This is a genomic window from Pseudomonas sp. GW821-FHT09E12 (assembly GCF_059416085.1).
Window position 1 is genome coordinate 226,874 of sequence record NZ_JBWKOM010000002.1, and the last position, 21,591, is coordinate 248,464.

A 21,591-nucleotide genomic window follows, 5' to 3' on the forward strand; every position below is an offset into this window, starting at 1 on the left:
CCGCCGAGCACAAGCGACGGCGCGCTCGCGCCGTCACCTGCAAACCGCTGTCAGCCGCTGGCCTGGACCAGGTACTTGTGGAACCACGCCAGCGTCCGGTCCCAGGCCAGGGTGGCCGCCGCCTCGTCGTAGCGCGGGGTCGAGTCGTTGTGAAAACCGTGGTTCACCCCGGGGTAGATGTAGGCCTCATAGGTCTTGCCCGCGGCTTTCAGTGCCTGCTCGTAGGCCGGCCAGCCTTCGTTGATGCGGGTGTCCAGTTCGGCGTAGTGCAGCAGCAGTGGCGCCTGGATCCGCTCGACTTCCGCGCTGTCCGGCTGGCGCCCGTAGAAGGGCACCGCCGCCGCCAGTTCCGGGTAGGCCACGGCCGCGGCATTGGCCACGCCACCGCCATAACAGAAGCCGGTGATGCCGACCTTGCCGGTGCTGGCGTCGTGCTCGAGCAGCCATTGGACGGCGGCGAAAAAGTCGTTCATCAGCTTTTCCGGATTGATCTTCAGTTGCAGCTCGCGGCCCTTGTCGTCGTTGCCGGGGTAGCCGCCGAGGGAGGTCAGGCCGTCGGGGGCCAGGGCGATGAAGCCGGCCTTGGCCAGGCGCCGTGCAACGTCTTCGATGTACGGGTTGAGCCCGCGGTTTTCATGGGCCACCACCACCGCCGGCAACTTGCCTTCGGTTTTCGCCGGGCGCACCAGGTAACCCCGGACCTGTTCGTGGCCCTTGGGCGAGGGGTAGGTGATGTATTCGGCGACGATCGCCGGGTCGGAGAACGACACCTGTTCGGCCAGGGCGTAGTTCGGCGTCAGGGCGGCGAGGGTGGCGCTGGCGGTGAGCCCGACCAGGGTGAAGGCCGCCGCCCGGTCGAGAAACTCGCGGCGGCTGATCTTGCCGTGGGCGTAGTAGTCGTAGAGCTCGAGCAGCTCGGGGGCGAAGTCTTTGGCACTGAGACGTTGCATCGCGCGTTATCTCCTCACTCATGGGCGTCCGGGTGCCCCATGACTTGTGGGCGGGGCGAATTCGCCCCGGTTGCCTCAGTAAAGCAAGCCTGGGCCCGGGCGGCCAATGCGCAGGGCCGGCGTTGTGTTTGGGCAAAGCCTTGGCTAATCTCGCATAAACACGCAAAAACAGGCATAACCATGCAAAACCAGCATTCCATCGCCGAACTGCCCCATGTGCGCCGGCAGAAGATCCTGTTGCTGCTCGAACGCGACGGCAAGGTCATGGCGTCCGAGCTGGGCCAGCATTTCGCGGTTTCCGAGGACACCATCCGCCGCGACCTGGCGGAGCTGGCCGATGCCGGGTTGCTGCAACGGGTGCACGGCGGCGCGCTGCCACGGCCCAAGGACACCGGCAAGGATGTGTTCACCCGCCTGGGCGAAAGCAGCGAGGTCAAGCGCCACCTGGCCAGGCTCGGCGCGCAGCGGGTGCAGGAAGGGCAGATCGTGATGTTCGACTCGGGCTCGACCACGCTGCTGATCGCCCAGTCGCTACCTGCCGATATCGGCATCACCGCGGTCACCGCTTCGCCGCTGATCGCCGTCGCCCTGGCCGAATACCCGCGCAGCCAGGTGATTCTCGCCGGCGGCTGGCTCAACCCGGCGACCCTGTCTTCCGGCGGCCATGAAGCGGTACGCCTGATCCAGGGCATCCGCGCCGACCTGCTGTTCACCGGGGTGTGCGCGATTCACCCGGAGGTCGGCATCACCTCGCAGCACTTCGACGAGGTGCCGGTGAAACAGGCCTTGCTCGACAGCGCCTCTCAGGTCATCGCAGTGACCACCGCCGACAAGCTCGGCGCGGTGGAGCCCTTCGTCGTGGCGCCGTGCAATCGCCTGCATACGCTGATCACCGAGCAGCACCTGGCCTCGGGCAGCATCGAGGATTACCGGCGCCTGGGCATCGAAGTGGTGCAGGCGCTGGTGTGACGGCGGCGCCGCTTCAGCGTATTTTCCCTGGCCATGAGCTTCGCCAACAGGACAGCGTGTCGCTATGAAACCGAGCTTCGAGCAGATCCCCACCACGGCCACCGCCTCCTGGTCGATGCTCGATCGGCGCCTGGCCGAGGAAATTCCCTTCGAATGGCACCACCACCCCGAATACGAACTGACCCTGACTCTCAACAGTCGCGGGCAGCGCTATATCAGCGGCGATGTGCGTGCCTATGACGATTGCGACCTGGTGCTGGTGGGGCCGAACGTGCCCCACAGCTGGAGTTCGCAGCAGCGGATCGACCCGCGCCAGCCCCATATCGCCCTGGTGATCTGGTTTTCCGAAGCCTGGGCGACTGCCCTGGTCGAGCTGTTTGCGGAAATGGCCGGCCTGCGCCCCCTGCTGGCCGCGGCCCGGGGGGCCGTGCAGTTCAGCGGCGAGGCGGCGCGGGAGTCGCGCCCGCTGATCGAGGCCATGGTCGCCCAGGACGAGCCGACGCGCCTGGTGTCGTTGCTGGCCTTGTTGACGCGCCTGAGTCGCGACCGTGGCGCCGAGATGATCCTGCCGGCCGCCGCCGGCCCGGCGGTGCTTGAGGACGGGCGTCTGCAGCGGGTGCTGGAGCATATTCATGCGCATTACTGCCAAGCGTTGAGCATTGCTGATCTGGCGCGGATGGCCTGTGTCAGCGTCTCGGCGTTTCACCGGATGTTCCGCCGCCATACCCGGGCGACGCCCCTGGAGTACATCGCCCGCCTGCGCATCGGCCGTGCCTGCGCGCTGCTGGTGCAAGGGCCGCAGACCCCGGTGACCCAGGTTGCCGAGGCCGTGGGCTATGGCTCGCTGGCCCTGTTCAATCGCCAGTTCAAGGCCCGGCAGGGCATGACCCCTTCGGCTTTCCGCCAGCGCCACCGCGCGCATTTCCAGTGACAGCATCCTGCTGCCAGCGGCGCTGGAAACGCCATAATCATATCGGTCGACGCGCCAAACCCCACTGCCTGCGGCCAGGGCCCTGGGGTTTCATGGCAACAGCGCGGCGCCATGCTCGCGCTTCTCCCGACCCGAACGACACAGGCCATGACCATGAATCCTTACGCTGCCTTCCACTGCCAGACCCTGCCCGACAACTACCGTGAGCACATAGTGCGGATGAAGCGCGCCCTGCGTGCGCGGATCGGCGACGTGCAGTCGCTGTTCGCCGAGGTCAGCGCCTTTATCGAGCAGGAGATCGCCTCGATCGATGCCCAGGGCGGCCAGGCCTGGCCGCAGCTGGACTATGCGCAGATCGCCGCCGGCCGGGTCAGCGCCGAACAGCGGGCGGCGATCCACCGGCGCGGCTGCGTGGTGGTGCGCGGGCATTTCGCCCGGGACACCGTCAGCGCCTGGGACCAGGATCTGCTGGGCTATCTGGCGCGCAATGATTTCAAGCGGATCTACCGCGGCCCGGTCGACCGTTTCTTCGGCAACCTGGAGGCCTCGCGGCCGCAGATCTTGCCGATCTACTGGTCGCGGGCGCAGATGCAGTTGCGCCAGCACGAGCGCATGGCCCGGGTGCAGGTCTTTCTCAATCGGCTGTGGAAGAGCGAGTCCCAGGGCCGGCAATGGTTCGACCCGCAGGTGAATGCGCTGTACCCCGACCGGGTCCGGCGCCGGCCGCCGGGCACCTGTTCCAGAGGCCTGGGCCCGCACACCGATTCCGGCGCCCTGGAGCGCTGGCTGCACCCGGCCTACCTGAAGGTCTTCGACAGCCTCTACCGCAATGACTTCGCGGCCTACGACCCCTGGGACGCGGCGCATCGCACCGAGGTCGACGAGTACGCTTACCGCGACACGGTGACGTGCTCGGTGTTCAGGACCTTCCAGGGCTGGACCGCGCTGTCGGACATGCGCGCCGACCAGGGCGTGCTGCACTGCGTGCCGATTCCCAAGGCCATGGCCTACCTGCTGTTGCGCCCGTTGCTCGACGACGTGCCGGAAGATGAATTGTGCGGCGTGGCGCCGGGCCAGGTGTTACCGGTTTCCCGGCAATGGCACCCGCTGTTGATGCAGGCCTTGCGGCCGATCCCCGAGGTGCGCGCCGGCGATTCGGTGTGGTGGCATTGCGACCTGATCCACAGCGTGGCCGCTGTGGAAAACCAGCAGGGCTGGGGCAATGTGATGTACGTGCCGGCGGCGCCCATGTGTGCGAAAAACCAGGCTTACGCCAAGGCGGTGTATGGCGCCTTCGAGCGGGGCGTATCGCCGCCGGACTTTCCCCGGGAAGACTATGAAAGCACCTGGCAGGGCCGGTTCGGCCCCGAGGAGCTGAACGCCATCGGCCGGCGCGGCCTGGGGCTGGAGTGACCTCTAGGCTATCGGGGCTCAGGCCGAGGGCGGTGGAGTCTGTTGCTGAGGGGCCGGGCGAGGGATGCCGGGCTTATTCGCCCCGGCGGAATACCAGCGCCTTCAAGCCGCTCTTGATATCGCTATCGGGAAACTCCGGCGGGTTGTCCAGGCGTTGCTCGAAGCGCAGGCCCGGGGCTTCGCGGGTGACGCCGTCGATCAGGAAGTCCGAGCCGACGGCCGGGTCGTTCATGCAGGCCAGCACGCAGCCGTCGGCCGTGAGCAATTCCGGCAGGCGCCGCAGCACCCGGGCGTAGTCCTTGGTCAGCAGGAAGCTGCCTTTCTGGAAGGACGGCGGGTCGATGATCACCAGGTCGTAGGGCCCGCCACTTTTTACCTTGCTCCAGGACTTGAACAGGTCGTGGCCGAGAAAGCTCACCCGGCTCAGGTCGTGGCCGTTGAGCCGGTGGTTGTCGCGGCCACGGCTCAGGGCCGCGCGCGACATGTCGAGGTTGACCACATGGGTCGCGCCGCCTTCGATGGCCGCCACCGAGAAGCCGCAGGTGTAGGCGAACAGGTTCAGCACGCGCTTGCCCCGGGCATTGGCGCGCACCCAGTTGCGGCCGTAGCGCATGTCGAGAAACAGGCCGTTGTTCTGCTTCTGGCCCAGGTCCACTCGATAGCGCAGGCCTTCCTCGACCAGGGTCCATTCATCGATAGGTTCGCCCACCAGCCAGTCCACCGGGCTTTGCAGCTGATAACGGTGTTGCAGCAGCAGGGTATGGGCGCCACAGGCCTGCCACTGCGGCGAGGTGCTGAGTGCCAGCAGCAACTGCTTGAGCGCCTCCAGCTGCTGCGGCTCCGGCTCCTTGAACAGCGCCACCAGCACCACGCCCTGCAGCCAGTCCACGGTCACTTGCTCCAGCCCCGGCCAGCAACGCCCGCGGCCATGGAACAGGCGCCGGGTTTCCGCGGGAGCGGACGCCAGGGCTGTCAGCAGGTGATGGTGCAGGGTGGAAAGGGCGTCGGAGTTCATCGCAGGGGCCAGCAGCGGAAAAGGGCGGGCATTTTAAACACAAATGCCGCGTGGGGAACGCGGCAAGTCAGTGGCTGGCACCCGTGCCGATGGCCGGGGGCTATGTCGAGCGGGGCTGCCGATCAGGTGTGGAACAGGGCGATGGCAAAGGAAACCACGATCATGCAGGCGACCGCAAAATTGATATTCATGACGTACTTGTCCGACGGTATTGAAGGTGGCGCCATTCTGAAGGCATCGGTGGAAAATGAAAAATCCGCTTTCATGATTTGAATGATCGACGGCAGTGATGGTTGACGGCGGCGTGGCATGAGGGCCGCCAGACGGCGGGCGAGTGGATATCTGCACGAAGCTGATTATGCTTCAGGGAAACCTGGCAGCGATGCGAGGCCGTCAGCCTGTTTCCATGCTTTGTGCAATCCGTAGTTCGATGAGCTTCAGTTCGATGACATCAGCCCAGGGCCTGGGTGCGGCAAGGGTAGTAAGGCACTCCGGCCTATAACAAGAACAAGACGGAGAACCCTCATGCCGGCAATCGACAGTACAACCACGGGCAGCACGCCCAACCGCGGGATCACCCGGGAGGAGCGCAAGGTCATTTTCGCCTCCTCCCTGGGCACCGTATTCGAGTGGTACGACTTCTACCTCTACGGCTCGTTAGCCGCAATCATCGCCAAGCACTTCTTTGCTGGCGTCAACGAAACCACCTCCTTCATCTTCGCCCTCCTGGCATTCGCCGCGGGCTTTGCCGTGCGGCCGTTCGGCGCGATCGTGTTCGGCCGCCTGGGCGACATGATCGGGCGCAAGCACACCTTCCTCATCACCATCGTGATCATGGGGGTCTCCACCGCCGTGGTCGGCCTGCTGCCCAGCTATACGACCATCGGTGTGGCAGCGCCGATCATCCTGATCAGCCTGCGCCTGCTGCAAGGCCTGGCGCTGGGCGGCGAGTATGGCGGCGCGGCGACCTATGTGGCCGAGCATGCCCCCAAGGGCAAGCGCGGCTACTTCACGTCGTGGATCCAGACCACGGCGACCCTGGGCCTGTTCCTGTCGCTGCTGGTGATCCTCGCCTGCCGCACGATCCTCGGCACCGAAGCCTTCGAGGCCTGGGGCTGGCGGATTCCTTTCCTGCTGTCGATCCTGCTGCTGATCGTCTCGGTGTACATCCGCCTGCAACTGAGCGAGTCGCCGGTGTTCCAGAAGATGAAGGCCGAAGGCAAGTCATCCAAGGCGCCGCTGACCGAGTCCTTCGCCCGCTGGGACAACCTCAAGATCGTGATCATGGCACTGCTCGGTGGCACCGCCGGCCAGGCGGTGGTCTGGTACACCGGGCAGTTCTACGCGCTGTTCTTCCTGCTGCAGACGCTCAAGATCGACCCGCAGACCGCCAACCTGCTGATCGCCGGCTCGCTGCTGATCGGCACGCCGTTCTTCATCCTGTTCGGCAGCCTGTCGGACCGCATCGGGCGCAAGGGCATCATCATGGCCGGCTGCGTCCTCGCGGCGCTGACCTACTTTCCGATCTTCCATGCGCTGACCCAATACGGTAACCCCGACGTCTTCAGCGCCCAGGCGCGCAACCCGGTCACGGTGATCGCCGATCCCGCCCAGTGCTCGTTCCAGTTCGACCCAGTGGGCAAGGCCAAATTCACCAGTTCCTGCGACCTGGCCAAGAGCGTGCTGGCGAAGAAAGCCATCCCTTATGCGAACGAGAAGGCCGAGCCGGGCGCCGTGGCGCAGATCCGGATCGGCGACAAGGTGCTGGCGAGCTTCGAAGGCACCGGCATGCCGGCCGCTGACTTCAAGGCGCAGAACGATGCCTTCGTCGCCACCCTGGGCAGCGCCCTCAAGGACGCCGGCTACCCCGAGAAGGCCGATCCGGCCAAGACCAACTATCCGGCGGTGCTGGCATTGCTGACCCTGCTGGTGATCTACGTGACCATGGTCTACGGCCCGATCGCCGCCTGGCTGGTGGAGCTGTTCCCGGCGCGCATCCGCTACACCTCGATGTCGCTGCCGTATCACATCGGCAACGGCTGGTTCGGCGGCTTCCTGCCGACGGTGGCGTTTGCCATGGTGGCGGCCACCGGGGACATCTACTACGGGCTCTGGTACCCGATCGTCATCGCGGTGATGACGGCGATCCTGGGCACCTTGTTCCTGCCGGAAACCAAGGATCGGGACATTCACCACGCTTGAGGTGCGCACGTCCTCTCCCGCCTGGGAGAGGGCGTGCCTCGTGTGATGGGCAATTCTTACCGATGGCGCAGGCGCTACAGCCGTTGCATCGCTGTGCCTGTGATTGCGCGCGACGCAACGCCAAGTCCCATCCTTATCGAGTTCATCGAGGGCGCTCCTTGAGCGGCCGAGCCGAACATCCGCTTTAGCCCGTCGCAGTGGTTCAACGCTCCAGGCAGCGGGCGCCACGGCCTTTCCCCATTCAGATCAATTGCAACGCCTCGCCACGTTCATCAAAACGTGTCGCCCAGGGGTATGTCCTGTCGTTTTTTGGAATTGCCGGATTTAAATAAAGGTGCTTATATGGATTCATGTATTAATGTATCCAATTATCCAGGTAGCCAAAAATGCAATCTCTACCCTGTGAGCTCATCAAGGATCAGTGTTTCGTTGCGGGTCACTGGATCGAGGCGCCAGACAAGCGAACGTTCAGCGTGACCAATCCGGCTACCGGCCAGGCGATTGGCTCGGTGCCCCGTGTGGGCGCTGCGCAGACCCTGGATGCCATTGAGCGAGCCAGGCTGGCCCAGCAGAGCTGGAAGATGCAGCCCGCCAAGGAGCGGGCCAGGCTGTTGTTCCAATGGGCCGAGCTGGTTGAGTCGCACACTGAAGAGCTGGCCCGCATCCTGACGGCGGAGCAGGGCAAGCCGCTGGCCGAGGCGCGTGGTGAAGTGGGCTCCACGGTGGCCTATCTGCGCTGGTTCGCCGAGGAGGCGCGTCGTATCGAGGGGCAGGTGCTGCCGTCGCCTTCGGAGGACCAGCACTACCTGGTTTTTCGCGAACCGGTGGGCGTGTGTGCGGCGATCACCCCGTGGAATTTCCCTTCATCGATGATCGCTCGCAAAGTCGCCCCCGCGCTGGCGGCGGGCTGCACCCTGATTCTCAAGCCCGCGGAGCAGACACCGTTGTCGGCATTGGCCTTGGCTGCCCTGGCAGAAGAGGCTGGCTTGCCGGCAGGGGTCTTCTCGGTGATTACCGGGGATCCGCAGGAGATTGGCGACGTGCTGTGCGCGAGCGACACGGTAAGAAAGATCAGCTTCACCGGGTCTACCCAGGTGGGGCGCATGCTGATCGCGCAATGTGCCCCGTCCATCAAGAAGCTGTCGCTGGAACTGGGAGGCAACGCACCTTTTATCGTCTTCGAGGACGCGGACCTGGACGCCGCCGTGAAATCCCTGGTCGCGGTCAAGTTTCGCAACGCCGGGCAGATGTGTACCAGTGCCAACCGCGTTCTGGTGCATGCGGGCATTTACGATGAATTCCTCGAGCGTTTGATTGACGCGGTGAAAGCGCTGAAGGTGGGCGATGGCCTGGACCCAGGCACGCAGGTCGGCCCTCTGATCGACGGACGTGCCGTGCATAAGCTCGACGCCTTGATCGGCGATGCCGTGGCCGGGAATGCGCGCCTGTTGCTGGGCGGCAGCCGGCACTCGCTGGGCGGCACGTTCTTTGAACCGACGGTCCTGGCAGAAGTGGATGCCTCAATGCGCATGGCCCGTGAGGAAATCTTCGGGCCGGTTGCCGCCTTGTATCGCTTCTCTTCAGAGGAAGAGGCCATCGCCATGGCCAACGCCACCGAATACGGTCTGGCTGCCTATTTCTTCAGCCGGGACATGGCGCGGGTGTTCCGTGTGCTGCGCCAGTTGGAGTACGGCATGGTCGGCGTCAACAGCCATCTGATCGCCAATGAAGTCGCGCCTTTTGGCGGAGTCAAACAATCCGGACTGGGCCGCGAAGGGGCCCGGGAAGGAATCAATGAGTATCTGGAAACCAAGTTCGCTTGTATTCAGGTCTGAGTTAAGCCCTTTCCATGCTGAGTGAAAAATAATGCACAAGACATTCAACTGGGATCTTCCCTACCCATCGCAAAAGATGCCGCTGCTGGCGAAGAACGTTGTCACCACTTCGCAGCCGCTGGCGGCGCAAGCCGGCGTGCGAATGCTGCTGGCTGGCGGTAATGCGGTGGATGCGGCGTTGGCCACGGCAATCGCCCTGACCGTGGTCGAGCCGGTCATGAACGGTATCGGCGGCGACCTGTTCGCCCTGGTGTGGGACAACGGCCAGCTGCACGGTCTCGATGCCTGCGGACAGGCCCCCGCGGCTTGGGAGCTGGAACATTTTGCCGGCCAGCGCCAGATGCCGACCAAAGGTTGGGACAGCGTGACGGTGCCGGGGCAGGTAGCGGGTTGGGCGGCCCTGTCGCGACGTTTTGGCAAGTTGCCGTTCCCGCAGTTGTTCGGGCCGGCGCTCGAGTATGCGCAGGAGGGGTTCGCTGTCAGTCCGCAGATCGCCCGACAGTGGCAGGCCCAGGCCCCCGACCTGATGGGGCAGCCAGGTTTTCGCGAGGCCTTCACGCGAGACGGTAAATTGCCTGCGGCAGGTGACTGGTGGCGTTTTCCCGAGCAGGCGGCGTCGCTTCAGAGCATCGCGCAAAGCCATGGCGAAAGTTTCTATCGTGGCGAGCTCGCCGAACGGATCCTGGCCTTTGCCAGGCAGTGCGGAGCCGCCTTGTGCGCTGACGACCTGGCGGCCATGGAAGTGGAATGGGTCAAACCGATCAGCCAGGACTTTCGCGGCTACACCCTGCATGAGATCCCGCCCAGCGGCCAGGGCATCGCCGCCCTCATGGCGCTGGGTATGCTCGAGTCGTTCGATATTGAATCCATGGGCCTCGACAGCCCTGATGCCTATCACGTGATGATCGAAGCCATGAAGCTCGCCTTTGCGGATCTGCATGCGCATGTCGGTGATCGCACGCACATGAAGCATTCGGCCGAGGCGCTGCTGGACAAGAACTATCTGCGCCAGCGTGCACAGCTCATTCAGCCCCAGGCTTCATCGGTGGTCGCCGGTACTCCAGCGCTTGGCGGTACGGTCTATCTCGCCGCGGCGGACGCCGACGGGATGATGGTTTCGTTTATCCAGTCCAACTACAAGGGCTTCGGCTCCGGGGTCGTCGTGCCCGGCACCGGCATCAGCCTGCACAACCGTGGCATGGGGTTTGTCCTGGAGCCTGGGCATGTGAACCAGGTCAGCCCGGGGAAAAAGCCCTTGCACAGCATCATCCCGGGTTTCATCAGCCGGGGAGGCGAGCCGGTCATGGCCATGGGGGTGATGGGCGGCAGCATGCAGGCGCAAGGTCACCTGCAAATGATGACGCGCCTGGCCTGCTTCGATCAGAACCCGCAGGCCATGAGCGATGCCCCGCGTTTTCGCGTCGAGGCGGGGCCCGTCGTTCACCTGGAGGCGCATACCCCGGCCCATGTCATTGAATCGCTGAAAAACCGCGGTCACCACCTGCAGGTCCATGAGCCCGGGAGCATGGAGTTTGGCAGCGCCCAGCTGATCCAGTGCGGCGCAAACGGCAGCTACGTTGCCGCCTCCGATTCCCGTCGTGACGGCCAGGCTGTCGGTTACTGACCCACCCCTTACAAGAGAATAAAAACATGCACGCACCTACCGAACAGAACCTTTCCCGCCTCGATGCACAGCATCACTTGCACGGATTCAGCAATGCAGTGAAGAACCGCGAGGAAGGCTCGCTGATCATGGACCGCGGGGAGGGCATCTACGTTTTTGACGAGCAGGGTGAGAAGTACATCGAAGCACTGTCCGGCCTCTGGAGCGTGGCGGTCGGCTTCAGCGAGGAGCGCTTGGTCGAAGCGGCTGCGCGGCAGATGAAGAAGCTGCCGTTCTACCACACCTTCACCCAGCGCTCGAACCAGCCCTTGGTTGAACTGGCGCAAAAGCTGATCGCCCTGGCGCCTGTTCCCATGAGCAAGGCCTTCTTCACCAACTCCGGTTCCGAGGCCAACGACACGGCGATCAAGCTGGTGTGGTACCGCGCCAATGCCTTGGGCCAGCCACAGAAGACCAAGATCATCTCGCGCAATCGTGCCTATCACGGTGTAACGCTGGGTGCCTCCAGCCTGACCGGCCTGCCCCATGTCCAGGGTGGTTTCAACGCGCCGTTGCCGGGTTTCTTTCATCTGACCGCGCCGCACTATTACCGCGAAGGCCGGCCGGGTGAGTCCGAAGCGGATTTTTCCCAGCGCCTGGCACAGGAACTGGAAGCACTGATTATGCGCGAGGGGCCGCAGACCATTGGCGCCATGTTCGCTGAACCCTTGATGGGCGCGGGAGGGGTAATACTGCCACCGGCCGGTTACTGGACCTTGATCCAGGCGGTCCTTGAAAAGCACGACATTCTGCTGGTCGCCGATGAGGTGATCTGCGGCTTCGGGCGGACCGGCAAGATGTTCGGCAGCGAGCATTTCGGCATCACCCCGGACATGATGGTGCTCTCCAAGCAGCTTTCATCTTCCTATCTGCCGATTTCCGCTTTGCTGATCAACGAAAAGGTCTACTCGGCCGTCGCTGCGCAAAGTGCAAGTCGCGGCACCTTTGGCCATGGCCTGACGGCAGGGGGGCATCCGGTGGCTGCCGCGGTGGCGCTGGAGAACATCAAGATCATCCAAGAGCGTGAATTGGTGGCGAAGGCCTGTGCCCTGGGCGAATACCTGGCCACTCGCCTGGCCAGGCTTGCTGCGCATCCGCTGGTAGGCGAGGTGCGGTCCCTGGGTTTGATCGGGGCGATCGAACTCGTTGGCAACAAGGATGACAAGACGCCATACCTGGCCGCCGGAAACCTGGGGACGATGATGTCCGCTGCGTTGTTCCGTCGTAAGGTCATTACGCGCAATATCGGTGATGCCATTGCGTTGTGCCCGCCGTTGATCATTACTCAAGAGCAACTTGCAGACCTGTTGGACCGTTACGAAGAGGCGCTGGCCGAAGTGACTGCCGAGGTCCAGGGCAGTCGTTGAAACACGAGACAGGAGCACGGCGGCATGAAAGTTGAACAGCGTTTAAAAGAGATGGGCATTGAATTACCGCTTGCCGAAGTGGGCGAACATTACTACGGCACCAAATATGGAAAAATGAAACCTCACTATATCAGCGGCAACTTGTTGTTTCTGTCCGGGCAAACTGCCGGGTTGAATGCCCAGGGCGAGGCGAGATATCCCGGCCGCGTAGGGCGTTCCATTGATGTCGATCAGGCGCGTGAAGCGGCAAAGTTGACGGGTATTAATTGCATTGCCGCGATCAAGAATGCCATTGGTGATCTGGATCGCGTAGTGGGTATTGCCAGGGTTCTTAACTTTGTAGCCTGCGACATTGATTTTACCGAGCCGCATCTGGTGTCGAGCGCCATGAGCGATTTACTGGTGGACGCCTTTGGGGAGACAATAGGAATTGCCCCAAGGGCAACCATCGGAGTCACGTCGCTAGCGGACGATTACTGTTTCGAAACTTGGGTGACTGTCGAGTTTTCCTGAGCATATACAGAGGGTGTCATGGCTGAGCAAATCGAATTTAACGGACTCGCACTTTCGGCTGAAGGTGAGGCATATCGCTTCATCGAAAGCGGAATCCGGCAGGGCCGTTATCGCGCGGGAGAGCGGCTCGTTGCCGAGGATATTGCCGCTGAAATCGGCATGAGCCGAATGCCGGTACGCGAAGCCTTCCGCAGGCTTTCCGCCGAAGGACTGCTGCATATCAGGCCGAACCGCGGGGCAATCGTGCGCGGCTTGAATGCGCAGGAAATGCGCGAAGTATTCGAAATTCGCGCCAGCCTTGAAGCCCTGGCGGCCGGTCTCGCCATGCCCAGGCTGACGCCGCAATCCATTGCAACTCTGGAACATTTGCTTGACCAGATGGAACTGTGCAACTCGGATTATTCCGAATGGGTCACTAAACATCGTGAGTTCCATGAGTACCTGTCGGGATTGGCCGGCATGCCACGCCTCAATGCTCAGCTCGTCGGCTTGCATTCCTCACTGGAGCCTTACATGCGCATATGGCTTGAACATGCGGATAAGCCGATGACTTCGCGGGATGATCATGCGGGCATTATTCGAGCCCTCAAAAGTGGCGATCAGGCGTTGGTAGAGTCGGTGGTGCGGGAACATGTAAGGGCTACGATTCCTGCACTGGTAACTTTAGTAAGTTAATAACCTGGCGAGAGCCGTCAGTTAAATTTACTACTTGTTTCAGCGTGACCTCCTTAGTTGTCAAGGAGGTCGCGACAGGGATGTTTCGCCTTGAATTCAACAATAACAATATTTAAAGAGGTGCAGCATGTTCAAACGAATAGTATCAACTGCGGCGTGCAGTGCAGTGCTGTTATGTTCCGTTGTCTCGCGTGCGTCGGAACCTGTCCAGGTCGGCTTTACCGCCACCTTGACCGGCGATTTCGCTTCCTACGGCCTGGATGTGCGCAAAGGCTTTGAGTTGGGTGTCGAGAAGGTCAGGTCGGAGGACGACGTGAACCTCCAGGTCAAGGTGTCCGACGATCATGGCCAGCCCAACGATGGCGTGTTGGCGGCGGGGCGTTTCTGCGAGGACCAGGACACCCTGGCGGTGGCCGGCTACACCTTCAGTTCGGTCGCCCTGGCTGCCGCACCAATCCTGAAAAAGTGCCAGATGCCAATCGTGGCCTCGGCGATCACCAGCCCGCAGCTGACGGGCATCAACCCGTACTTCCGGCGCCTGATCATGACCGACGCGGCCCAGGGCGCGATGATGGGCGAGTACGTCGCTCGGACGATGGGAGTCAAATCGCTCTACATCCTGTACCAGCAGGACGATTACGGCATCGGGATCAACAAGGCTTTCGCCGATGCCTTCGTGGCGGCGGGCGGCACCCTGGCCGGGCAGAACAGCTACAACCTGGGGACCAAGGATTTCCGGACCATCCTCGCCGGTGTCAAGCAGCACAAGCCCGATGCGATTTTTATCGGCGGCTTCTACACCGAGGCAGCGATGATCGCCAAGCAGACCCAATCGCTGGGCATCAACGCCCGCCTGATCGGCACCGATGGCGCGCTGTCGTCGCAGCTTGTGCAGTTGGGCGGCAGCGCCACCGAGGGCATGACGCTGTATGGCATGTTCGATAGCCACTCGCAGACGTCAGCGCAAACTGCAGCGTTCGTCCAGCAATACGTTGCCAAATACCAGCAAGAGCCCAATGGCTGGGCGGCCTTGGGCTACGACACGGCGTTGACCCTGGGCGCGGCGGCGAAGGCTGCGCGCGCCAGCGGCCCGCTCAATCGAGCCTCCATGAACGATGCGCTCAGCCGCATCGAGCGCCTGCCAGGCGCGACCGGCGACATCTCCTTCCAGGCCGACGGAGACCGATCGGGTTCACTGCATTACTTCACTGTGAAAAGTGGCAAGTTCGTTCTCGCCGACCAGTAATGACATCGCGGTGTGCGGGGGCGGTTTGCCGCCCCTGCAAAACCGCTGGAGATCCTCATGCTTTACTTTGAGCAGCTTCTGATAAATGGCCTGATGCTCGGGGCCATTTATGCCCTGGCGGCGGTGGCTTACACGCTGGTTTACGGTGTAGTCAAAATGGTGAATTTCGCATTTGGCGAGCTGTTCATGCTGGGCGCCTTTATCACCTTGTCACTGATGTTGCCCGAGCTTTCACTGTTCGGATATCAGGTGGCGATGCCGAACCTGAACTTCTTCCTGGCGGCCCTGGTCGCGATGGTGGCGGTGGCGGCGCTGGGAGCCCTGATCGACCGCATCGCCTATCGGCCGCTACGCAATGCACCGCGCATGGCTTCGCTGATTACCTCGATTGCGGTCTCGGTACTCTTGCAGAGTCTGGCCCAGACCGTCTGGGGGCCCAGCTCGCTGAGTTTTCCAGAGACGCCCCTGACGCGTCTGCCGGCGCTCCAGCTCGGTGAAATCACGGTTACCGGCGTTGAATGGCTGGTCATGGCTTCCGCGCTGGTGGCCATGATCGCCCTGCAGCTGTTCGTCCACTACACCTCGCTGGGACGGGCGATGCGCGCTTCGGCTCAGGACCCGACGGCCGCTTACCTGGTGGGTATTCCAGTGAACCGGATCATCGGCCTGGCCTTTGTGCTCGGTTCGGCGTTCGCCGCGTTTGCCGGCATTCTCTATGCGCAATCCTTCGCGTTCGCCAGCCCGACCATGGGCTTCGCGCCCGGCTTGAAGGCGTTGACGGCGGCGGTGCTCGGCGGGATCGGCAATATTCCCGGGGCCGCGGTCGGTGGGTTGTTGCTCGGCCTGGTCGAATCGCTGTGTTCCGGCTATATCCCCGGCGGCGCGATCTATCAGGACGCCCTGAGTTTTGTCCTGCTGGTGCTGCTACTGCTGGTCCGTCCGCAGGGGCTGCTGGGCAGGAAGGAAATGAATAGCCATGCCCGTGGAAGCCTGACCAGTGACAGAACCGACAAAGGCTCATGGGTCACCGCGCCATTGCGCCTGCTCGATGGTGTGTTCGCTTCACGCCTGATGGCGAGCAACCTGGTCAAGTTCGTCGCCATCGCCGCAGCCGTGGGTATCGGTTTTGGTATCCAGTCCGACTACTGGCTCGGCATTCTGGTGATGGTCCTGCTCTACGGCATGCTCGCCAGCGGGCTGAATATCGTGGTCGGCTTCGCGGGCTTGCTGGACCTGGGGTTCGTCGCGTTCTGGGCCGTCGGGGCGTACTACACCTCGATCGTATTTGTCAGTGTGCTTCAGGGCGTCTATGGCCTGGACATCGCCGCCACCTGGTGGGTGCTGTATGCCAACCTGATCATTGGCGGGCTGATTGCCGCCCTGTTCGGGGTATTCCTGGGCTATCCGACGCTGCGGGTCCGCGGCGACTACCTGGCGATCATGACCCTGGGTTTCGGTGAAATCGTGCGCGTTGTCGTGACCAACTGGGTCCCGGTGACCAATGGCCCGATGGGGATTCGCGGGATTCCGTTGCCCATGCTGTTTGGCTACGAGATTGGCTCGACCCGGGCGCTTTACTTCTTCGCCCTGGCACTGAGCGTCGTGCTGCTGTTCTGCATTGGCCGGGTCGTGCGTTCCTTCGTCGGCAGGGCCTGGGTGGCGCTGCGCGAGGATGACGACGCGGCGGAGGCGATGGGCATCCACGGCACGCGCTACAAACTGCTGGCTTATGCGTGCAGCGGATTTGTCGGTGGTCTGGTCGGGGTGTTCTACGCGCACTTCCAGCAGTACATCAGCCCCATCAGCTTCACGCTGTTCGAGAACATCGTGATCCTGATGCTGGTGGTGCTCGGCGGTATGGGAACCATGATCGGGCCCTTCGTCGGTGCCGCGGTATGGATCGTGTTCCTGCAAGCCTCCCTCAATATTCCCTTTGTCGAGAGCTTCCCCGAGTCTCGATACATCCTGCTGGGCGCCATGCTGATCGCATTGATGCTGTTTCGTCCCAGTGGTTTAGCCGCCAAGGCCCGTCAGCGTCTTGTAATGGGGTAATCCGATGATGCCTGTAGTCAACAATCATGAGCTTTTCACACCCCTGCTGGTCGAGCCGATGACCGCGCAAAAACCTGTCAGTCGAGCCGATATGAGAGCCAGCGTTGTTCTGCGAGCCAGCGAATTGACCGTGCGCTTTGGTGGCCTGAGCGCGGTCAGCCATTTGAACCTCGAGGTGCGCAGCCATTCGGTGCATGCGCTCATAGGCCCGAACGGCGCCGGCAAGAGCACGGCGGTCAATGCCTTATCGGGATTCGCCGTTCTCGATGCAGGAAATGTCACCATCGGCGACAAGACCTCGGGTCACTGGAGCGCCCACGCCATCGCCCAGGCAGGCTTGGCGCGGACCTTCCAGAATATCCGTCTGTTCGGCGAGATGACGGTTCTGGAAACCGTCCTGGTGGGGCGTCATGCGGGGTTCCAGGGCGGGTTGTTCGCGGCCCTGTTCAGGACAAGGTCCGCGGTCGAGTTCGAGCGCAACACAGTGGAAGAGGCCAGGGCGTTGATCCGGTTTGTCGGGTTGCCGCCCAATGTCGAAGGGGTGCCAGCCAATTCATTGCCCTATGGCCATCAACGTCGAGTGGAAATCGCCCGCGCGTTGATCTCCAAGCCCAAGGTGTTGCTCCTGGACGAACCGCTGGCGGGCATGAACGTGTCGGAGAAGGCGGCTCTGAGCGAGTTGATCGACCAGGTTCGGGAAAGCGGGGTGGCGATCCTGCTGATCGAGCACGACATGGACGTCATCCGAAGCCTTGCCAACTTCACGACCGTGCTTTACCAGGGGAAAAAATTGATCAGCGGGACCACCCATGACGTGCTGAGTCATGCAGAAGTCCAGGCTGCCTATCTGGGGAGGGCCAAAGCATGAATCAGCTTCTTGAGGTCAGCAGCCTCTGCGTGGCGTATGGCGGTATCGAAGCGGTGAAGGGCATATCCCTGTCGATAGACAAGGATGAAATCGTGAGTCTGATCGGCAGCAACGGTGCCGGCAAGACCACGACGCTGCGAGCCATTTCCGGCCTCTTGCCGTGCAAGAGTGGCAAGGTGAGCTTCCAGGGCAAGGACATCACCACGCTTTCACCTGATGCGCGAGTGCGCATGAGGCTGGCTCATGTGCCTGAGGGGCGTCACGTATTCCCGGGATTGACGATCGAGGAAAATATAAAGCTGGGCAGCTACACCCGCCATGATCGCAAAGCCATTGCCGACGACATCGAGGACATGTACCAGCTGTTCCCGATCCTGAAGGAGCGACGCAAGCAGCAGGCGGGCACCATGTCCGGCGGCGAGCAGCAAATGCTGGCCATTGCCCGGGCGATGATGTCCCGCCCGGAGCTACTGATATTGGATGAGCCGACCATGGGGCTTTCACCGAAAATGATTGAGGTGGTACTCGATACCCTTCGAAAGATTCGCTCGCGGAAAACACCGATCCTGCTCGTCGAACAGAACACAGTGGAAGCCATCCAGATGGCGACTCGCGTGTATGCCCTGCGTGTCGGAGAGATCGTTTCCGTGCTGGCGGGGGAAAGCGTGACCGAGGAAGCCTTGAAAGACTTCTACCTGAGCTAGCGCAGGAGCAGGTCTTTGCGTGCAGCAGCGCACGTTGGGTTTTCCAGCTCAGGTAGAAGCGGGCCGCTGACAGAGGGCCCGTTACCCCTCAATTGTGCTGCACGATCTGGATCAGGTTGCCGCACGTATCGTCGAAGACCGCGAGGGTCACCGGGCCGGCGACTGTCGGCGCTCGGGTGAACTGCACACCGGCGGCGCTCAGCCGGGCATATTCGGCGTGCACATCCTCGACCCCGAAGAAAGTGAAGGGGATGCCATCGCGTTTCAGTGCCGAGGTGAATGGCTTGGCGGCCGGGTGAGCGTCGGGCTCCAGCAGCAATTCGACGCCGTCAGGGTCGCCGGGGGAGGTCAGCGTCAGCCAGCGATGCTCGCCCATGGCGATGTCGTGCTTGAGCTGAAAACCCAGCACGTCCCGGTAGAAGGCCAGGGCCTTGGCCTGGTCGTCGACGACCACGCTGGTGATGACGATCTTCATGGGGTTCTTCCTCCGTATTTGAGGTACAGGTGGCAATAAATACCTGGCAGGAATAATAGCCGGGCAGCCGCGGTGTCCACGCCCTGGAGGGCGACCGGCTGTCCAGTGGGCAGGGCGGGGTGTTGGCAGCCCGGCAGGCTGCCGGGTTTTCCCGCCGATTCCCGCACGACCCGGCGCCGGGGCTGTAAACTGGCGCCTTTTATCCCCTCGAACAAGAGAGCCCCATGGCCAACCACGATATCGATTTCATTCCCGATCCCGACGCGGATTCCATCTCCTCCGACGTTGCCGGTTTCGCCGGCATCCTGGTCTCCACCCAGATCCCCACCCGCGCCGACGGCAGCCTGGAGCTGGGCGACATCACTGTGCAGAGCGAGTGCACCCTGCAGGCGCTCAAGGTGGCCCTGGAAAAGGCCGGCAGTTCCATGGACCGGGTCCTGCACCTGACCATCTACCTCACCGACATGGCCGAGCGCGCCGCGTTCAACGAGGTCTACCAGCGCTTCTTCGCCAAGCCCTGGCCGGTGCGCGCCGCCGTTGGCGTAGCGTCCCTGGCGGTCGAAGGCATGCGCGTGGAAGTCACCGCGATGGCGGCCAAGGGCTGAGTTTGCGGCGTTATCCGGTGGTGCCGCTCGGCGAGTGGGCGCCACCGGGCAGTACACGGGTGCCGGTCAGGCGTTTCGCCGCTACAATGCGCGCCTCGACGAGCCTGACTAAAAAAATATGTCCTTGCCCAAGCATCACCTGGAATTGCTCAGCCCTGCCCGCGATGTCGCCATCGCCCGCGAGGCCATCCTGCATGGCGCCGACGCCGTGTACATCGGCGGCCCGAGCTTCGGCGCGCGCCACAACGCCTGCAACGAAGTGAGCGAAATCGCCGAGCTGGTGGAGTTCGCCCGCCGTTACCACGCGCGGATCTTCACCACCATCAACACCATCCTGCACGACAACGAGCTGGAGCCGGCGCGCAAGCTGATCCACCAGCTGTACGACGCGGGCGTCGATGCGTTGATCGTCCAGGACCTGGGCGTGATGGAGCTGGACATTCCGCCGATCGAGCTGCACGCCAGCACCCAGACCGATATCCGCACCCTGGCCCGGGCCAAGTTCCTCGACCAGGCCGGCTTCTCGCAACTGGTCCTGGCCCGCGAGCTGAACCTGCAGGAAATCCGCGCCATCGCCGACGAGACCGACGCGGCGATCGAGTTCTTCATCCATGGCGCGCTGTGCGTGGCTTTCTCCGGCCAGTGCAACATCTCCCATGCGCAGACCGGCCGCAGCGCCAACCGTGGCGACTGCTCCCAGGCCTGCCGCCTGCCGTACACCCTCAAGGACGAAAAGGGCGGCGTGATCGCCTACGAGAAGCACCTGCTGTCGATGAAGGACAACAACCAGAGCGCCAACATCCGCGCCCTGGTGGAAGCCGGCGTGCGTTCGTTCAAGATCGAAGGGCGCTACAAGGACATGGGTTATGTGAAGAACATCACTGCCTATTACCGCCAGCGCCTGGACGACGTGCTCGAAGACCGGATCGACCTGGCCCGCGCTTCCAGCGGCCGCACCGCGCACTTCTTCCTGCCCGACCCGGAAAAGACTTTCCACCGCGGCAGCACCGATTATTTCGTCACCGATCGCAAGATCGACATCGGCGCCTTCGACTCGCCGACCTTTACCGGCCTGCCGGTGGGCGTGGTCGAGAAAGTCGCCAAGCGCGACCTGCACGTGGTGACCCATGAGCCGTTGTCCAACGGTGACGGCCTCAATGTGCTGGTCAAGCGCGAAGTGGTGGGTTTCCGCGCCAACATCGCCGAGCCCAAGGGCGAGTTCGAAGAGGACGGCGAGAAGCGCTATCGCTATCGCGTCGAGCCCAACGAGATGCCAGAAGGCCTGTACAAGCTGCGGCCGAACCACCCGCTGAACCGCAACCTCGATCACAACTGGCAGCAGGCCCTGCAGAAGACTTCGTCCGAGCGTCGCGTGGCCCTGAGCTGGGTCGCGCGCCTGCGCGAAGAACAGCTGGAAGTGACCGCGACCAGCGAAGAAGGCATCAGCGCCAGCGTGACCCTGGACGGCCCGTTCGGCGTCGCCAACAAGCCGGAGCAGGCGCTGGAACAACTGCGCGAGCTGCTCGGCCAGCTCGGCACTACGCAGTACCACGCCATCGACATCAAGCTCGATGCGCCGCAGGCTTACTTCATCCCCAACTCGCAGCTCAAGGCCTTGCGCCGCGAAGTGATCGAAGCCTTGACCGCTGCGCGGGTTGCCGCTCACCCGCGTGGCAGCCGCAAGGCCGAGACCACGCCGCCACCGGTGTATCCGGAGTCGCACCTGTCGTTCCTGGCCAACGTGTACAACCAGAAGGCCCGCGACTTCTACCATCGCCATGGGGTGAAGCTGATCGATGCGGCCTACGAGGCCCACGAAGAGGCCGGCGAAGTGCCGGTGATGATCACCAAGCACTGCCTGCGTTTCTCCTTCAACCTGTGCCCGAAACAGGCCAAGGGCGTCACCGGCGTGCGCACCAAGGTGGCGCCGATGCAGCTGATTCACGGTGACGAAGTGCTGACCCTGAAGTTCGACTGCAAGCCGTGCGAGATGCACATCATTGGCAAGATGAAAGGCCACATCCTCAACATGCCGCAACCGGGCAGCGTGGTCGGCCACATCAGCCCCGAAGACCTGCTCAAGACCATCCCTCGCGCTCCGCACTGAG

The 21,591-nt window shown here is 62.9% G+C and carries 19 protein-coding genes; 15 read left to right on the plus strand and 4 right to left on the minus strand.

The window, feature by feature from the left end; all coding sequences use genetic code 11:
- Positions 1 to 50: 50 nt before the first annotated feature.
- Positions 51 to 950 carry a YghX family hydrolase gene (yghX, locus tag AC07PQ_RS06135; protein ID WP_493185123.1) on the minus strand — a complete coding sequence of 300 codons (900 nt, stop codon included), beginning with the start codon at positions 948 to 950 and terminating at the stop codon, positions 51 to 53.
- 180 nt (positions 951 to 1,130) lie between these two features.
- On the opposite strand from yghX, the gene AC07PQ_RS06140 reads away from it, so the two are divergent.
- From AC07PQ_RS06140 to AC07PQ_RS06150, 3 genes are all read left to right on the plus strand, one after another.
- A complete protein-coding gene (locus AC07PQ_RS06140; protein WP_493185122.1) occupies positions 1,131 to 1,919 on the plus strand; it encodes a DeoR/GlpR family DNA-binding transcription regulator in 789 nt (262 codons plus the stop codon).
- 64 nt (positions 1,920 to 1,983) lie between these two features.
- Entirely contained in the window at positions 1,984 to 2,850 is an 867-nt protein-coding gene (locus tag AC07PQ_RS06145; protein ID WP_493185121.1) for a helix-turn-helix domain-containing protein, read from the plus strand.
- Positions 2,851 to 3,003: 153 nt separating this feature from the next.
- Complete coding sequence (locus AC07PQ_RS06150; protein WP_493185323.1) at positions 3,004 to 4,263, plus strand: DUF1479 domain-containing protein; 1,260 nt, start codon at positions 3,004 to 3,006, stop codon at positions 4,261 to 4,263.
- Between the two features lie 73 nt (positions 4,264 to 4,336).
- On the opposite strand, the gene AC07PQ_RS06155 is transcribed toward AC07PQ_RS06150, so the two are convergent.
- Entirely contained in the window at positions 4,337 to 5,278 is a 942-nt protein-coding gene (locus AC07PQ_RS06155) for a class I SAM-dependent methyltransferase (protein ID WP_493185120.1), read from the minus strand.
- Between the two features lie 122 nt (positions 5,279 to 5,400).
- A complete protein-coding gene (locus AC07PQ_RS06160) occupies positions 5,401 to 5,589 on the minus strand; it encodes a hypothetical protein (RefSeq protein WP_493185119.1) in 189 nt (62 codons plus the stop codon).
- Positions 5,590 to 5,803: 214 nt separating this feature from the next.
- On the opposite strand from AC07PQ_RS06160, the gene AC07PQ_RS06165 reads away from it, so the two are divergent.
- From AC07PQ_RS06165 to AC07PQ_RS06210, 10 genes are all read left to right on the plus strand, one after another.
- A complete protein-coding gene (locus AC07PQ_RS06165) occupies positions 5,804 to 7,480 on the plus strand; it encodes an MFS transporter (RefSeq protein WP_007924909.1) in 1,677 nt (558 codons plus the stop codon).
- A gap of 386 nt (positions 7,481 to 7,866) precedes the next feature.
- Positions 7,867 to 9,315 carry an NAD-dependent succinate-semialdehyde dehydrogenase gene (locus AC07PQ_RS06170; protein WP_007924910.1) on the plus strand — a complete coding sequence of 483 codons (1,449 nt, stop codon included), beginning with the start codon at positions 7,867 to 7,869 and terminating at the stop codon, positions 9,313 to 9,315.
- A 31-nt stretch (positions 9,316 to 9,346) separates the two neighbouring features.
- The gene (locus AC07PQ_RS06175) at positions 9,347 to 10,939 is read left to right on the plus strand and encodes a gamma-glutamyltransferase family protein (protein WP_493185118.1); all 1,593 of its coding nucleotides are present in this window, start codon (positions 9,347 to 9,349) and stop codon (positions 10,937 to 10,939) included.
- 26 nt (positions 10,940 to 10,965) lie between these two features.
- Positions 10,966 to 12,345, plus strand: a complete 1,380-nt coding sequence (locus AC07PQ_RS06180) for an aminotransferase (protein WP_007924918.1) — start codon at positions 10,966 to 10,968, stop codon at positions 12,343 to 12,345.
- 24 nt (positions 12,346 to 12,369) lie between these two features.
- On the plus strand, positions 12,370 to 12,858 hold the full coding sequence (locus tag AC07PQ_RS06185) for a RidA family protein (protein WP_007924927.1): 489 nt from the start codon (positions 12,370 to 12,372) through the stop codon (positions 12,856 to 12,858).
- Positions 12,859 to 12,876: 18 nt separating this feature from the next.
- A complete protein-coding gene (locus AC07PQ_RS06190) occupies positions 12,877 to 13,533 on the plus strand; it encodes a GntR family transcriptional regulator (RefSeq protein WP_007924929.1) in 657 nt (218 codons plus the stop codon).
- Between the two features lie 127 nt (positions 13,534 to 13,660).
- Entirely contained in the window at positions 13,661 to 14,779 is a 1,119-nt protein-coding gene (locus tag AC07PQ_RS06195; RefSeq protein ID WP_493185117.1) for an ABC transporter substrate-binding protein, read from the plus strand.
- A gap of 57 nt (positions 14,780 to 14,836) precedes the next feature.
- A complete protein-coding gene (locus AC07PQ_RS06200) occupies positions 14,837 to 16,831 on the plus strand; it encodes an ABC transporter permease (RefSeq protein WP_493185116.1) in 1,995 nt (664 codons plus the stop codon).
- A gap of 4 nt (positions 16,832 to 16,835) precedes the next feature.
- Positions 16,836 to 17,699, plus strand: coding sequence for an ABC transporter ATP-binding protein (locus AC07PQ_RS06205; protein ID WP_202949037.1), 864 nt, complete (start codon positions 16,836 to 16,838; stop codon positions 17,697 to 17,699).
- Entirely contained in the window at positions 17,696 to 18,403 is a 708-nt protein-coding gene (locus AC07PQ_RS06210) for an ABC transporter ATP-binding protein (protein ID WP_493185115.1), read from the plus strand. The genes AC07PQ_RS06205 and AC07PQ_RS06210 overlap by 4 nt, the downstream gene beginning before the upstream one ends.
- 88 nt (positions 18,404 to 18,491) lie before the next feature.
- Here AC07PQ_RS06210 and AC07PQ_RS06215 read toward each other — a convergent pair whose 3' ends face one another.
- A complete protein-coding gene (locus AC07PQ_RS06215) occupies positions 18,492 to 18,878 on the minus strand; it encodes a VOC family protein (RefSeq protein ID WP_493185114.1) in 387 nt (128 codons plus the stop codon).
- Positions 18,879 to 19,102: 224 nt separating this feature from the next.
- On the opposite strand from AC07PQ_RS06215, the gene AC07PQ_RS06220 reads away from it, so the two are divergent.
- Both AC07PQ_RS06220 and AC07PQ_RS06225 read left to right on the plus strand, forming a co-directional pair.
- Positions 19,103 to 19,483 (plus strand): RidA family protein, encoded by a 381-nt coding sequence (locus tag AC07PQ_RS06220; RefSeq protein ID WP_007924945.1) that lies wholly within the window; start codon positions 19,103 to 19,105, stop codon positions 19,481 to 19,483.
- A 118-nt stretch (positions 19,484 to 19,601) separates the two neighbouring features.
- Complete coding sequence (locus tag AC07PQ_RS06225) at positions 19,602 to 21,590, plus strand: peptidase U32 family protein (RefSeq protein WP_493185113.1); 1,989 nt, start codon at positions 19,602 to 19,604, stop codon at positions 21,588 to 21,590.
- Position 21,591 lies beyond the last annotated feature (1 nt).